This window comes from Neorhizobium sp. DAR64862/K0K3 (assembly GCF_050500185.1).
In the GTDB taxonomy this organism is placed as follows: Bacteria; Pseudomonadota; Alphaproteobacteria; order Rhizobiales; family Rhizobiaceae; genus Neorhizobium; species Neorhizobium soli.
This window is the reverse complement of the sequence record NZ_CP191450.1, coordinates 266242-281278: the sequence shown is the minus strand read 5'-3', so window position 1 is coordinate 281278 and position 15037 is coordinate 266242. Positions and strand designations below refer to the sequence as shown.

At 59.7% G+C, this 15037-nt stretch carries 13 protein-coding genes; 6 read left to right on the top strand and 7 right to left on the bottom strand.

What is annotated here, in order from left to right; all coding sequences use genetic code 11:
* Positions 1-31: 31 nt before the first annotated feature.
* The 5 genes from ACQY1L_RS18210 to ACQY1L_RS18190 form a co-directional block, all read right to left on the bottom strand.
* Complete coding sequence (locus ACQY1L_RS18210; RefSeq protein ID WP_062578335.1) at positions 32-898, bottom strand: DeoR/GlpR family DNA-binding transcription regulator; 867 nt, start codon at positions 896-898, stop codon at positions 32-34.
* A gap of 247 nt (positions 899-1145) precedes the next feature.
* Positions 1146-2066 carry a D-ribose ABC transporter substrate-binding protein gene (locus tag ACQY1L_RS18205; protein ID WP_430246065.1) on the bottom strand — a complete coding sequence of 307 codons (921 nt, stop codon included), beginning with the start codon at positions 2064-2066 and terminating at the stop codon, positions 1146-1148.
* Positions 2067-2185: 119 nt separating this feature from the next.
* Complete coding sequence (locus ACQY1L_RS18200) at positions 2186-3238, bottom strand: ABC transporter permease (RefSeq protein ID WP_062578340.1); 1053 nt, start codon at positions 3236-3238, stop codon at positions 2186-2188.
* A gap of 26 nt (positions 3239-3264) precedes the next feature.
* Positions 3265-4803, bottom strand: a complete 1539-nt coding sequence (locus ACQY1L_RS18195) for a sugar ABC transporter ATP-binding protein (protein ID WP_430245381.1) — start codon at positions 4801-4803, stop codon at positions 3265-3267.
* Entirely contained in the window at positions 4800-5471 is a 672-nt protein-coding gene (locus ACQY1L_RS18190) for a DUF2291 family protein (RefSeq protein WP_430245379.1), read from the bottom strand. Before ACQY1L_RS18190 ends, ACQY1L_RS18195 begins: the two co-directional genes overlap by 4 nt.
* A 773-nt stretch (positions 5472-6244) precedes the next feature.
* Here ACQY1L_RS18190 and ACQY1L_RS18185 point away from each other — a divergent pair.
* The 5 genes from ACQY1L_RS18185 (at position 6245) to ACQY1L_RS18165 (ending at position 11865) form a co-directional block, all read left to right on the top strand.
* Entirely contained in the window at positions 6245-7816 is a 1572-nt protein-coding gene (locus ACQY1L_RS18185) for an FGGY-family carbohydrate kinase (protein WP_430245377.1), read from the top strand.
* Positions 7813-9330, top strand: coding sequence for a glycerol-3-phosphate dehydrogenase (locus ACQY1L_RS18180; RefSeq protein WP_092663369.1), 1518 nt, complete (start codon positions 7813-7815; stop codon positions 9328-9330). Before ACQY1L_RS18185 ends, ACQY1L_RS18180 begins: the two co-directional genes overlap by 4 nt.
* 15 nt (positions 9331-9345) lie before the next feature.
* Positions 9346-10278, top strand: coding sequence for a sugar phosphate isomerase/epimerase family protein (locus ACQY1L_RS18175; protein WP_062578348.1), 933 nt, complete (start codon positions 9346-9348; stop codon positions 10276-10278).
* Between the two features lie 108 nt (positions 10279-10386).
* Positions 10387-11337 carry a sugar-binding transcriptional regulator gene (locus ACQY1L_RS18170; RefSeq protein ID WP_430245374.1) on the top strand — a complete coding sequence of 317 codons (951 nt, stop codon included), beginning with the start codon at positions 10387-10389 and terminating at the stop codon, positions 11335-11337.
* 165 nt (positions 11338-11502) lie between these two features.
* Positions 11503-11865, top strand: a complete 363-nt coding sequence (locus ACQY1L_RS18165) for a triose-phosphate isomerase (RefSeq protein ID WP_430262129.1) — start codon at positions 11503-11505, stop codon at positions 11863-11865.
* A gap of 338 nt (positions 11866-12203) precedes the next feature.
* Here the strand turns inward: ACQY1L_RS18165 and ACQY1L_RS18160 are convergent, their stop codons facing one another.
* The gene (locus ACQY1L_RS18160; RefSeq protein ID WP_430245370.1) at positions 12204-12638 is read right to left on the bottom strand and encodes an RbsD/FucU family protein; all 435 of its coding nucleotides are present in this window, start codon (positions 12636-12638) and stop codon (positions 12204-12206) included.
* Between the two features lie 560 nt (positions 12639-13198).
* Between ACQY1L_RS18160 and ACQY1L_RS18155 the strand changes: the two genes are divergently transcribed.
* Complete coding sequence (locus ACQY1L_RS18155) at positions 13199-13357, top strand: hypothetical protein (protein WP_430245368.1); 159 nt, start codon at positions 13199-13201, stop codon at positions 13355-13357.
* 255 nt (positions 13358-13612) lie between these two features.
* On the opposite strand, the gene ACQY1L_RS18150 is transcribed toward ACQY1L_RS18155, so the two are convergent.
* Positions 13613-15034, bottom strand: coding sequence for an FAD-binding oxidoreductase (locus ACQY1L_RS18150; protein WP_430245366.1), 1422 nt, complete (start codon positions 15032-15034; stop codon positions 13613-13615).
* Between the last annotated feature and the right edge of the window lie 3 nt (positions 15035-15037).

Below are 15037 nucleotides of genomic sequence, written 5' to 3'. Positions count from 1 at the left end.
CACTCTACTGTTAACTTCACAGGATGTACTGTTACAAATCACTCTTTGTATCATCCGCATTGCCGTTTGGTGCGGCAACGACGAGATTGATGCCTCGCGCGCGCAGCCGCTCAATGGTGCGCGGAGGCGTGGCGCTGTCGACGATGACCACGTCGAATTCATCCAGCGATCCCATGGCATGCAGCGCGCGCCGCTCGAATTTGGTATGGTCGACCAGCAGGATGCGGCGCGAGGCGCATTCGAACATGGCCCGCTTGATGTCCACCATATCCGGAGACTGGTGAAACAGCATGTCTTCACTGATGGCGGATACGGAGAGAAACACCTGATCGGGGCGCAGGCGGCGGATCTCGTTGGTGGTCACGGGTCCCATGAAGGCATTGCACCAGTTCTGGAACTGCCCGCCAAGACAGAGCAGCGTCAGGTCGCTCACCTCACGCAGGGCATTGATCATCGTGATGGAATTGGTAATCGCCGTGAGCGGCACGCGCGCTGAAAGATGCGGCACCATTTGCAAAACGGTCGTGGAATCATCAAAGAAGATCGCCTGCCCCGGCTGGATAAACTCGGCAGCAGCAGCAGCAATGGCGCGCTTTTCGGATGCCTGCCGCGTGGATCGATAGACGTCACTGGATTCGATGAGGCTTGTCGGTGCCGCTGAGACAATGCCGCGTGTCTTGCGGAGCAGGCCGCGGCTCACCAACTCATCGAGATCGCGGTGAGCGGTCATCAGACTGATGCCAAACCGCTCGGTCAGATCCTCGATGCGCATCGTGCCCTCAGCCATCACGGCCTCGGCCACCAGCTGCCTTCGAGCGATCTGGCGGGCTTGGCGGCTATCGCTGGAAATCTCCTCGCCCATCAGGCGCTCGAGAGGACGTTCCTGTTGGTCGCGCATGCTTATTGCCCACATCTCCCGGAGAACCGCGCGAACTGGTGAACGCACATCTCCATGGCTCCGGTCTGTCGCACCGCTGCTCGCTCACAGGGAACATCCGCACGCCATACGCGCCTCTGGTGCAATCGACATCTAGCACGTCTTCAGCGGGGCGCCACCGGTTGGAATGATCTTCCGCGCAAAGAAGAGCTGAAATCGCAAGAGGTCGGGGCCGCAGCGAGTGCGGCCCCGGATAGATCGTATCCGTTTACTGCGAGAGCGTGAACGGGCCGGTATACTTGTCGACGTTGTCCTTGGTGATCAGCAGGCAATCGAAGAGCTGCTTTTCGGTGGCAGCGCCGGTCTTGCCCGTCTTGATGAAAGAATCGGCCTGCTTCACGGCTTCGGCCGAGAAGACGGCAACCGGCTGGAGCACCGTATACTGCATCTCGCCAGACTTGATGGCGGCAACCGCATCCGGCGAACCGTCGAAGCCGCCGACCTTGACCTTGTCGAGCTTGCCGGCTTCCTTCAGCGCTGCAATCGCACCCAGCGCCATTTCGTCATTGCCGGCGATAACGCCGTTGATGTTCGGGTTGGCCTGAAGCAGGGACTGCATCTTCTGGTAGCCCTGGGTGCGATCCCAGTTGGCCACTTCCCTGCCGACCTTCTTCATGTCCGGATACTGGGTAATGACGGTTTCGTAGCCGTTAGAGCGGGTCGCGGCATTGTTGTCTGCGGGGTTGCCGAACAGCTCCACATAGGTGCCCTTTTCGCCGACCATCGAGATCCAGGTTTCGGCACCAAGCGCTGCCCCTTGCGCGTTGTTGGAAACGAGCTGCGCCTTGGCAAGACCTTCCTGGTTGATCTCGGCATTGACGAGAATGACCGGGATACCCGCGGCAACAGCCTTCTTCACCGCGCCGACCGAACCATCGGCATTGGCTGGATCGAGGATGATGGCGGCCGACTTGTTGGTGATCGCCGTATCGATGAGGGTCGATTCGGTGTTGGTGTCGCCCTTGTGGGCGGCGACATTCGCCTTGTAGCCAAGGCCTTCCGCCGTCTTCTTCGCAACTTCACCTTCGGTGCGCCAGTAGGGGTTGGCCGGATCCGTGACGATGATCGAGATCAGGCCGTCTGCCATGGCAGCTGTCGTCATGAGGCCTGTCGCGACGGCGGCAAGCATGAATTTCTGAAAGGATTTCAACATTTTCTACTCCCATTGGAATGTTGCAGTCTTCGCCTCTTCAGGCATCCTTTCCGCGGTACCCTCCCAACAGGCCTTTGCGGACAAGTTCTTGGACGTCAGCCCTTGCGTGCGCCGGAGCCGTACTGAATTGTGTTCATGAGGACGGCCAGCACGATAACCGAGCCGGTGAAAACGGTCTGCCAGTAGGACGAGACGCCGATGATGACCAGGCCATCGGAAAGGAAACCGATGACGAAAGCGCCAAGCATCGTGCCGCGTACCGTGCCGCGACCACCGGTCAGTGCCGCACCGCCGACAACCACAGCGGCAATTGCCGTCAGTTCATAGGTGCTGCCGGCTGTCGGGCCAGCAGATGTCAGCTGTGATGACAGCACCAGCCCGGCAATGGCCGAAAGGATGCCGGAGAGCGTATAGACGGTGATCTTGACGCGTTTGACCGGCACGCCGGAGAGATCTGCCGCCCGCTCGTTGCCACCAGATGCATACAGCCAGCGGCCAAAAGCCGAGCGGGCAAGCATCAGGCCGGCCAAGAGGGCGATCACGGTCAGAACGATGACGGAGATGGGGACGCCAGCCAGACGGTTGAAGCCAAGCCAGTCGAAGCCGGTATTGCCAAGTTCGGGACGGCCCGACAGGTTGTTGTAGGTGAGGCCATTGGTCTGCAACAGCGCGATACCGCGGGCAACATACATGACGCCGAGCGTTGCAACGAAGGCCGGTACGCGGAACCAGGCGACCAGGATGCCGTTGATGGCGCCAACAAAAGCGCCGAACAGGCAGGTCAGCACCACTACCGCCCAGACCGGCGGGTAAAGGATGACGCCGAAGGCCGAAAGCTCGACGCCCTGCATCATGGCGCCGGCAACGACCCCGCAGAGTGCAAGGATCGAGCCGACCGACAGGTCAATGCCGCCGTTCAGGATCACTAGCAGCATGCCGATGGCAAGGATACCGTAAATGGCGACATGCGAAGCCATGATGAGAAAATTGGCGACGGTGAAATAGTTCGGCGACAGGTAGGAAAACACGGCAATGATGAGGATCAGGGCGAAGAAGGCGCGCCCCTCCAAAAGGAGTTGGCCAATGCTCATGCCGCCAGCTTTGTCGACTTTGGCAGTTTCGGCTTTCGGTGCGATGGCTTGGTTCATGGTCTAGAATTCCCCAATTGACGGCATCAGGCAGCCACAGACTCGCCGGAGGCAGCCATGATCTTTTCCTTGGTGACGCTCGAATCGAACTCGGCCGAGATGCGACCCTTGTGCATGACGATGATGCGATGTGCGACCGACAGGCACTCGCTGACTTCCGACGTGGAAAATACCACCGCCAGACCGGTGCGCGCGCGCTCTGCCAGAAGCTTAAACACTTCTGCCTTGGCGCCGATATCGATGCCGCGCGATGGCTCGTCGAGCAGGAGCACGGTCGGATCGGTCTCCAGCATCTTGCCGATGACCACCTTCTGCTGGTTGCCCCCCGAAAGAGAGCCGATGGGGGCGCCACCGCCAGACGTCTTCACGGTGACCTTACGGATGGTATCGGCAATCAGCGACTGCTCGATCCGCCGGCTGGTAAAGAGGCCGCGGGTGAATTTCATGATCGATGCGAGCGACATGTTTTCACCGACGCTCATGGTCTGCACCAGGCCATCGCGCTGGCGGTCTTCCGGCACGAGCGCTAGACCACAGGCAATGCGATCGGCAATCGACAGAGACGAGATTTCCTCGCCCTCCAGAAAGATACTGCCGGATTTCGGCTTGAGGCGGCCGGCCAGCGTTTCCAGCAACTCGGTGCGCCCTGCCCCCATCAGCCCGTAGATGCAGACGATTTCGCCGGCCTTCACATCGAGCGACAAGCGGTCCACTAGGTTGAAGCCGGCATTGGGATCGGCAACCGTCAGATCGACCACTGAAAGCGCCGTTTCCCCAAAATCATAACCTGACGGCGGGGATCCCAGATCATAATGTTCGCCCACCATGTTGCGCACGATCCATTCCAGATCGATCTCGGCGCGCGGCGCATAAGCGGTCATGGTACCATCGCGCAGCACGACGGCGTGATCGGTGATTTCCAGCGCTTCTTCGAGATGGTGCGAGATATAAACGATCGATACGCCCTTGGCTGTGAGATCCCGAATAACCTTGAACAGCACCTCGACTTCGGCCGCCGAAAGCGCCGAGGTTGGCTCGTCCATGATCAGGATGCGGCTGTCGATTGAAAGCGCGCGGGCGATTTCCACGATCTGCTGCTGGCCGAGACGCAGGTCTTCTACGGGCGTCAGCGGGTCGATGTCTTCTTCCAACTCTTCGAGCAGAAGCCGCACCTGACGCTCTTCCTCGGAAAAATCTACGCCCGTGGCGCCCTGGATCTCGCGGCCCATGAACACGTTGTCGCGCACCGAAAGATTGGGTGCCAGGCTGAGTTCTTGGTGGATGATCGAGATGCCGTGGTCACGCGCCTCGGTCGACGAGGTAAAGTTCACCCCCTCGCCATCCAGCACGATTTCACCCGATGTCGGCTGAACGACGCCAGACAGGATCTTCATCAGCGTCGACTTGCCGGCACCATTTTCGCCGAACAGCGTGGTGACCTGGCCATAACGGATATCGAAATTCACGCCCTTGAGAGCATGGATGTTGCCATACGACTTGGCGATGTTGCGCGCCGACAGCACGACATCGCCGCGGCGGGGGCCTTTCGTCTCTGGCTCGCTCATTTCACATCCACCTTCACCGGCGTGATCAACCAGTTTTTCGGGTTGACGAGGCGAAAGGCGCCGACGACTTCGACCGTCTTGCCCGTCAGCGCCGACGTATCGATCGGATCGAGCACCGAAGCCTTCATGGCGCGGTTGATGGCCGAACCGGCGTCCTGGTATTCGATCTGGTTCTTGAACGACCCGAAGGCGATATCGCCCGGCGCATCGCGCAGATCTGTGCCGTTGATGGCGGGCCCGGTCTGCATGCGCAGCTTGATATCGGCCGGCATTCCGGCGACAGCCACCTCATAGATGCCGGACTTGCCTTCGCCCACGACACCGGAAAATTCGACCATCATCACCGTACCGGTCGTAGACGCGGTGCCGTATTTCTTGCCGGCAGCTGCCTTGTCGGCAAGCACTTCCGGCGCGATCGCCACGGCGTCGGCAGCCTTTTCCACCACCACCGACTGAACACGCGGAAATTCCTTTGTGCCGAACGTATCGGGCGAAAACGCCTGCTGGCGAACATCGGCTTCCGACCCGACATGGACAACCGTCGTGTCGAGCGCGATGGCAGACAGAACAAGCAGGCCGGCACCCAAAAGGACGACACCCGTGCGCTTCGACGATTGCTTGGCTTTACGCGCACGCAATGCGGCGACTGAAGATTGGAGGGTGCTCATGAGCCGGCCTCGCCTTTCGCCCGATGTTGAAAGAGTATGGAAAGAAGCAGGAAGGCAGCCCGAAGCCGGGCCTTCCTGATCGGCGGCAAACGCGTGCAGCGCGCGGCGTAAAGCAGCATGGCCTCCTCCCATTCTTGATAGCCGCAGCGCCTCCTCCAGGCCCCACGATCGCTTCATCCCTCTACGCTATATTCACGTTATATAGGCCGTCAAGTATGTTATGTTGAAGACAGGTCCTTTTTGAGAGATCGCTCACGCAGAGGTGAGATCTTGCACGGGATCGACGGCACATTCGCCAGATCCGAAGGCCTTCCAGGCGCGCCGGCCGCCGATTGTGCAAGCCGCCCGACGCTCTTTGAGGGCAGAGCACTCTTCCGGACCGACACAACGCACTTGCAGCAATGTCTTGAACTTAAACAAAAATCCGCAAACCACGATGCGACCACGCTAAAGTCTGCCGGTGGCCGAGGCGAGCGTACCAGCGCAAAAGACTGTCGGATGTAGCGAGACAGCGCCGGCCGCACGCAAGCAACGAAAAAACCTTATAGCTTTCTAACATAACTGAAAAAAACTTCCGCGTCTGCAAAAAAAATCATGTTCCTTGTTATCATTGTGATATGTATTATCAACGTGCGAGCGATCCGGGGCGCGGGGTGAGGAATGCCTTCGACAGGACGCAACGGTATCGCGCGGAGGAGGATGAAACTGCATGAAGACTATCTCCAAAGCGCCTTTGTGCGTCCCTGTCCATGCGACGATCCGCGGTATGCGCCATGCGTGATGTGATCATCGGCATTGATGCCGGCACCTCGGTTATCAAGGCGGTGGCCTTTGATCTTGCAGGCCGGCAAATCTCGTCCTCCAGCGTGCCCAACAGCTACCTGTCCGGGTCCGATGGATCCGCGACGCAGCCGCTCGACAGAACCTGGGCCGATTGCACGCGGGCGCTACGCGGTCTTGGAGAGCAGGTCACCGATCTTTCCCGTCGTACGGCAGCGGTTGCCGTGACTGCGCAGGGCGACGGCACTTGGCTTGTCGACCGCGACAACCGGCCCGTTGGCGATGCCTGGTTGTGGCTTGACGCCCGCGCGGCCCCGACCGTTGATGTGCTTGCCGCAAAGACTGAGAACCGGGCGCGTTTCGAACTGACGGGTACAGGGCTAAACACCTGCCAGCAGGGTGCGCAAATGGCGCATATGGACCGGTTTTTTCCAGAACTTCTCGATTCTGCCGACGTTGCCCTCCATTGCAAGGACTGGCTTTATCTCAACCTCACAGACGTGCGCGCCACCGATCCGTCGGAAGCAAATTTTACCTTCGGGAATTTCCGCACGCGCGGTTATGAGGAACAGGTTTTTGACGCGCTGGGTCTTGGCCACCGCCGCCATCTGCTGCCTGAAATCATCGAGGGCACGCAGACCCTCAATCCGCTGACAGCGACGGCGGCAAAACAGACGGGTTTGCTGGAGGGCACGCCCGTTTGCCTCGGTTACGTGGACATGGTGATGACGGCGCTGGGTGCCGGCGTTTATGGTGGTACCGGCGATACCGCCTGCTCCATCGTCGGCTCGACCGGCGTCCACATGCGGGCAACCAATATCGCTGGCGTACATCTCAACGCCGAAGGCACCGGATATGTCATGGCGCTCCCCGTACCGAATACGGTCGTGCAGGCCCAAACCAATATGGCCGCCACCCTCAATCTCGACTGGGTCTTAAGCCTTGGCACAGACCTGCTGCGCGAGATGGGACAGGAGATCACACCACGCGACCTGATGGGCCGTATCGAGGGCTGGCTTGAAAAATCCACTCCCGGCCAGATCGCCTACCATCCCTATATTTCCGAAGCTGGCGAGCGTGGGCCTTTCGTTAACGCGCAGGCCCGTGCCGGTTTCATCGGCCTTTCGGCCAGTCATCGTTACCCGGATCTGGTGCGCGCCGTGGTTGAAGGTCTCGGCATGGCGATGCGCGATTGTTATGCGGCGATGGGCGGCCTTCCCTCGGAACTACGCCTCAGCGGCGGCGCGGCGCGCTCGCGCGGTCTGCGCGCGGTTCTCTCAGCTGCGATCAACGCGCCGGTCCGCGTCTCCGATCGTGAAGAGGCAGGCGCTGCGGGTGCCGCAATGATGGCAGCCGTTGCCATCGGCGCCTATCCCGACATGAACGCCTGCGTTGGCGAATGGGTGACGCCGCTGCTTGCTGCACCGGAGACCCCGAACGCAGAACTTGCCGCCACCTATGATCGGCTGTTTCCCGCTTTCCAATCCGCGCGTCACGCGCTTGTTCCCGCCTGGACGAGGCTGGCGGCGGCCCGCGATGCGACACTTCAGAGGAAAAAGACATGAGCACGCAAACACAGATGATCGATCTGTTCGTCATTGGCGGCGGCATCAATGGCGCCGGGATGGCGCGCGACGCTGCCGGCCGCGGCCTCAAAGTGGTCTTGTGCGAGAAGGACGATCTAGCCGAAGGCACGTCCTCCCGCTCCGGCAAGCTGGTGCATGGCGGTTTGCGTTATCTCGAATACTACGAATTCCGTCTGGTGCGCGAGGCGCTGATCGAACGCGAGGTGCTGCTGAAGGCCGCCCCGCACATCATCTGGCCGATGCGGTTCGTTCTGCCGCATAGCCCGCAGGATCGCCCCGCCTGGCTGGTACGGCTCGGCCTCTTTCTCTACGATCACCTCGGCGGCCGCAAGAAACTGCCGGGTACCCGTACGCTGGATCTCACCCGCGATCCCGAAGGCGCACCGATCCTCGACGACTACACCAAGGGGTTTGAATACTCCGACTGCTGGGTGGACGATGCGCGCCTGGTCGTACTGAACGCAGTGGATGCCGCAGAAAAGGGCTGCGAGGTTCTGACCCGCACAGCCGCCGTCACCGCACGGCGCGAAGACAGCGCCTGGTCCATTACCACGAAGAATGTTCTGACCGGCGAAACTCGCCAATTCCGCGCCCGCTGCATTGCCAATTGCGCCGGCCCGTGGGTATCGGACATTATCGGCCGGGTGGCCGGCTCCAACTCGGCGCGCAATGTGCGCCTCGTCAAGGGCAGCCATATCATCGTGCCCAAATGGTGGGCAGGGCCGCAGGCCTATCTGGTGCAGAACCACGACAAGCGGGTGATCTTCATCAACCCTTACGAGGGAGATAAGGCTCTGATCGGCACCACCGATATTGCCTATGAAGGCCGTGCCGAAGAGGTGAGTGCCGACGAGCGGGAGATCGAGTATCTCCTGTCTGCCGTGAACCGGTATTTCAAGGAAAAGCTCCGGCGCCAGGATGTGCTGCACACGTTTTCCGGCGTGCGGCCCCTGTTTGACGATGGGAAGGGCAATCCGTCGGCCGTCACGCGCGACTATGTCTTTGATCTCGACGAAACGGGCGGCGCGCCGCTCCTCAATGTGTTCGGCGGCAAGATCACCACGTTCCGCGAGCTTGCCGAGCGCGGGATGCAGAAGCTGACCCAGGTCTTTCCCACAATGGGGGGCAACTGGACGGAAACGGCGCCGCTTCCTGGCGGCGACATGCCCAATGCTGACTACGAGAGTTTTGCCAATACCTTACGTGATCTTTATCCGTGGATGCCGCGTGCGCTTCTGCAGCATTACGGCCGCCTTTACGGCACGCGCACGCGCCAGATTGCCGGCACGGCAGATAGTCTTGCAGATCTAGGCCGGCATTTCGGTGGCCAGCTTTACGAGGCGGAGGTGCGCTACCTCGTGAAAAGCGAATGGGCACGCACAGCCAAGGACGTGCTCTACCGCCGCACGAAACATTACCTGCACTTGACTGAGGCAGAACAGGCTGCCTTTACCGCCTGGTTTGACGAAGCAAATCTCGCCAGTGCCGCCTGAGACCGGAGACCGCCCATGCCGCTGACGCTTTCCCTCAACACCAACCCGCTGGTGAACCGTTTTGCCGAGCCGGCCGATCTCATCGAAACGGTGGCGCGCGACCTGAAAGTCCGCGACCTGCAGCTGACCCATGAGTTCATCAACCCGAGCTGGCCGGCGCCCGTCATCCGCCGCCTGACGCGGGAGATGGGCACTGCCCTTAACCGCACCGGCGTTCGCGTGACCAGCGGCATGACCGGACCCTATGGCCGCCTCAACCATTTCGGCCATCCGGATGCCGATGTGCGGCGCTATTATATCGACTGGTTCAAGACCTTTGCCGATATCACCGCCGATCTCGGCGGCACCTCCGTCGGCACGCAGTTTGCGATCTTCACCTATAAGGATTTCGATGATCCGGCCCGTCGCGAAGAGCTGATCAAGATCGCCATCGACTGCTGGGCCGAGGTGGCGGAACATGCCAAGGGTGCCGGCCTCTCCTTCCTGTTCTGGGAACCGATGAGCGTCGGGCGCGAATTCGGCGAAACGATCGCAGGCTGTCTTCACCTTCAGGATCGGCTGACATCAGCGAATATGGCGATCCCGATGTGGATGATGGCCGATATCGACCACGGCGATGTCACCTCCGCCAATCCGGACGATTTCGACCCTTATGCCTGGGCCCGCGCGGTGCCAAAAGTGTCGCCGATCATCCACATCAAGCAGAGCCTGATGGACAAGGGCGGTCACCGGCCGTTCATCGCCGAATTCAACGCCAAGGGCCGCATCCATCCCGAGCCGCTGCTCGAAGCCTTTGCGCAAGGCGGCGCGGAGAACAACGAGATCTGCCTAGAACTGTCCTTCAAGGAGCGCGATCCGAACGACCGTCAGGTGATTTCCCAGATCGCCGAAAGCATTGCCTTCTGGGCACCCCATATCGAGAGCGGCATCAAGGACCTGCATATCTGATCCGATCTCATCAGATAGCGGCTCTTGCAGGAAACGGCGCAGAGGGCGAATTGCAGGAGATCCTTGTCTTGACCAGCCTGACGACAGACAGCAGCAGAAGGAAGAGCAATGGCCCGCCGCAGTGACAGCGATCCCGAAGAAAGCCTGGCGATCCGCGCGGCCTGGCTGCATTACGCTGGCGGACTGACGCAGGCTGCGGTGGCAAAACGGCTCGGCGTGCCCTCTGTTAAGGCGCATCGACTCATCGCACGCGCGGTGGCCGACGGTGCCGTCAAGGTCTCGATCGATGGCGCCATCGTCGAATGCGCCGAACTGGAAGCTCAGATTTGCGATCGCTATGGACTCGCTACCTGCGAGGTGGCGCCGGATCTGGGAGAGGACGGCCTGCCGCTTCGCGCGCTCGGCCTTGCCGGCTCCAGCTTCCTGCGTCGAACGATCGAGGGAGGCGATTACAAAGTCATCGGCCTTGGCCATGGCCGCACACTGGCTGCTGCCGTGCGCCAAATGCCGCGCTTTGAAGCGACCGGCGTGTGCTTCGTATCACTGCTTGGTGGGCTCACCCGCAATTACGCCGCAAATCCGCATGACGTAATGTATAATCTGGCGGAAAAGACCGGGTCGCAATCTTTTGTGATGCCAGTACCCTTTTTTGCCAACTCTGCAGAAGATCGCGAAATCCTGCTGGCCCAGCGCGGCGTGCGGGAAATCTTTGACATGTCGAACAGTGCCGGCCTCAAATTCGTCGGCATCGGAACGGCAGACGCCAGCGCACAGCTTGTTGCCTCCGGTATGATCGAACGGCGCGAAATCACGGAAATCGCCGCCGTCGGCGCTGTCGGGGAAATGCTCGGCCACTTCTTCGATGGTGATGGCCGCGTCCTTGAAACGACGCTCAGTGCCCGCACGCTCTCGGTCGATCTCGAAACGCCTGAACAGACCCGCATCGTGGCAATCGCGGGCGGGTTGCAAAAGCTTGCCTCGATCCGCGCCGTGCTGCGCAGCCGCCGCCTCAAAGGCCTGATCACCGACGAACCGACCGCCCGCGCGCTCGTGAGCTGACAAGAGGATGTACCGGCACATCTGACGATTGCAACCGAACAACTGGAATAAAAACAGCCAAAGCCGCGTGCGCGGATCGGCATCAGTTGGAAGATGAACAAGGCAATGCCAGAGGCGAAACCTTTGTCGAGGGCCGATAGCCGCTGACGCGATGCGTGATCCCCAATTCAGCGTTTCGTCATTTCGCCTTTCAACTCCATGCGCGAGGCGACGGCCTCGCACGCGGAGACCTCCGGGAAGATTGGAGCGGAGAACATTGCACTGGGCCAACGAGCGGCCTGGACCGGCGAGTTCTCAACCCCGATGTTGAAGGAGTGCAACCTCCACATCGTGGAACTGGATTATTCCGGACGGCGCGCGCCTGCGGGTTTCCCAAAAGTATACCGGCATTGTATCCATCCGGTGCGCGGCGGCGTTGTGCGTCACGGCATTTCCAGTGGGCAGGAATCAGTTATTGTTGACCGTGGTTCCGACCAACATACTGCTTTTGCGGATTATGTCGGAGGGGTCTTGCCGACGCTGCGGTAGGCGTTGCAATCTTCGCCTCCCCTTCAACGGCTGGCTTCAGCCGAATCTTCCGCGCTGCTCGTTTGGGCGGTGGCAACTCTTAGGCTTTGGCAATTTTATAGGCGCCGTGTTGGACGTCGGCGTAGCCGCGGCCTGGCTGGGGGAGAGGGCATCAACACGCGAACCGCTGGCGTGACCGATGATGTGGCAAGCGCTCTTTCCTCTATATTGTTAGGCAAGATCGCGAGCAGTAGCCACTTTCCGTTGCATTGCTGACTCATGCTCGCAGGTTCGATCCTGCTCTCGATGGGCGGCATGACCATATCAAAAGGCTGGTAAATTGAGCCCTTGGATGCAAATTAGACAGATCGGATGACGCCTTTTGTGAAAATGAAACATCCAAATGGTCGATCGTCCGTAGTCGCGACAACAGCAAATGCACCAGCCGCCACATCGTAGAATTTCGACCTCTCAACGGGTTCGAAGCCAACCTCCCGCTGCTCTATTTCGTTTACTATTTTTTCGACATCGTCATGAACCGACGTGCCGTAGCCGAGGTCGCCGTCAGGGACCATTTTCACAACGGGCTTTTCGAGGAAATCGTCGACCGGCATCAGCTTCAATATATCGGTGATGATCGAAACGAGAGGGACCCCTACAATCGGCAAGACGCGTTGATGACGGGAATATGCTGGATAATTGGCATCCACCACTACGAGACAATCACCATGCCCCATTGCTGCGAGTGCCCAAAGAACGTCTGGACTCAGATGCTTCGGGATATTTTTCAACATTGTCATACTATTCCAGTCATCCCTGTAGAGTTGCTTCGATCATGTCGTGGCCGAGATTATCCAGGGGACAGACTGACAAAAAATCGAGTCAGTGGCAATGAAATCCACCTCTCTTCTACAGATATGGCGTCTTTTGCGAACGTCAGCCAGGGACCGAAACAGGATGCTGGGAGCGTTGGCCGGAGCGCTTTCCGTATCTCCGACATTGCCAAAACGACGAGGGTTCAGTCCATTCGATTGACCGCCTTTCACGCCAAACACACAGAGCGCCGGCCGCGCCTTGCCATCCTAGACGCTCAGCACGATGAACTCGAAGCACGCGTTAGAAGGTGGTCTCGGCTCGCCTGCATCGACGTGCTGGCGGACGATTATCTGTAATAAATCGCCGGACTGAAGTAGCAGTCCAATCCCCAATGTCGAGGTTGCCATTCGCGTCCTGATCCAGACGGTGGTAATTTGCGAACACCCGGCGATAAGCCATCATCCCTGCAGGTGCATAGTTCAATTGCCAACATCATTGGCTTTGAAGGGCGGTCCTCGATGTTATGGAGCAACATTTAATGGCGACCGCTGGCAACGTTCTCATGGCGCGGCTTGTGGCTGCCGAGATTGATAAGCGGAAAAAACGCAAAAAACTCCTCGACCGTTATGGCGAGGAGCTCCAGAGCAATTATTTGAAGTGCTCGAATTTACACGTTTTGTTGGTTGCGGGGGCCTGATTGCACGGAGACTTGTAAGAGACCCGCTTCTAGATCGCTAGAACTGGCCCCCTGTGGATAATGCGATTTATGGAATTTTCATCGATTTCATTCGTTAAAGGTCTCTATGTGTTGATTTGCTGGAGTGACCCTTACCCAACCACTGATCTCAATGAGCGGGCGTCTTGTCATTGCATCTCGTGTTCCCGGCATGTATGCCGAAGTCAGGCGGAAATTCCACTTGTCCTGGCTGTGCAGATTTCCCGAGCCACCCATCTATCCGATTTTCGCGACCCCCACCTCGCCGGGCGAGGTGACCGCCTTTAGGCCCCGTGCCAGACGCTTGAGCGTGTCAGGCGTATAAAGATCGTAGTAGGCCTGGTTTTTGCGACCAATGCCGTGTTCGGCACTAAAGCTGCCGCCGAATTCTTCCACTGCGACCTTGAACACCCAGTCGCGCAACCGCTCTTGGAAGGTCGGGTCCGCCGCCTGCGCACCAGTTTCTGACACCACGACATTCAGATGCACACCGCCATCGGCGATATGGCCGAAATCGCAGATGGTGGTCTCGGGGAAGAGCACCGGCATGTCGCGTTTCATCCGCTCGCAGAAATTCATGATCTCGCCGCGTCGGAAGGACACGTCCAGCGCCGTGAGTTTTCCGGCATGCTTGACGCCCTCAGACAGAGCATGCCGCATCGCCCACATCTCGTGGGCAGGCCCGACGAGAGCGTCAGCGAGCGGCGCTTCCGCGCTTTCCCAGATTTCGGCCAGCACCGCATTCAGCACGTCCTCGAGCGCCTCTTCACCGTCGCGGCGTTTCCAGGTGCGGCTCAACTCCATCAGGATCGTGTAGTCTGGCACCACCCCGCCCTGAAACGGATTGCGCAGGCTTGGAAAATGCGCCAGCGCTGCGCGCATTGAGTTGCCGGACATGCCCTCGAATGCCGAGAGATAGGCGCCGAGCCGGTCCTCCATCATCCGCAGCAGCGGCATGACATGGACGGCGCTCTGCGGCACGAGATAGGCCGTCGCAGACTGTTGCGGCATCTGTTCCAGATTGAGCACGGCCTCCGTGACGATACCGAACACGCCGAACGTTCCTATGAAGACCTGCTTCCAGTCGAGGCCTGTGTTGTTTTTGCGCAGGTCCTTGCCCAGGTCGACCACCGTGCCGTCCGCATCCGCCATCACCGCCGTCAGGCCGAGGGTATTGCGCCGGACATCGCCGTATTTGAGAAAGCGCGATCCACCGGTATTGGTCGCCAGCATGCCGCCGATGGCCGGATCAGCACCGAGGTCGATCGGGAAGAAAAGCCCGTGCGGTTCCAGTCGCCGGTTGACCTCGGACAGCCGCATCCCCGCACCCACGCGCAGCGATCGGTTGTCGACATCAAGTTCGAACACCTGCGTCACACGGTCGAGGCTGAGCACGACCTGATTGCCGGATTGATCCGGCGTCGACCCCGAAACCACGCCCGTATTGCCCGATTGCGGGACGACCGCGATGCCCGCGCCGACACAATAGGCCAGGCTATCAGACACCTCTTCCGTACTGCGCGGTCGCAGCACGAGCGCGGCGACCCCCCGGTCGAACCGAATGCCGGTCTGGTAAGGCGCGATATCCTGCTCATCGGTAAGCATGCCCTTGTCGCAGAGGATCCGCCCGAGAGCGTCGATATGCCGTCGATCGATCATCCT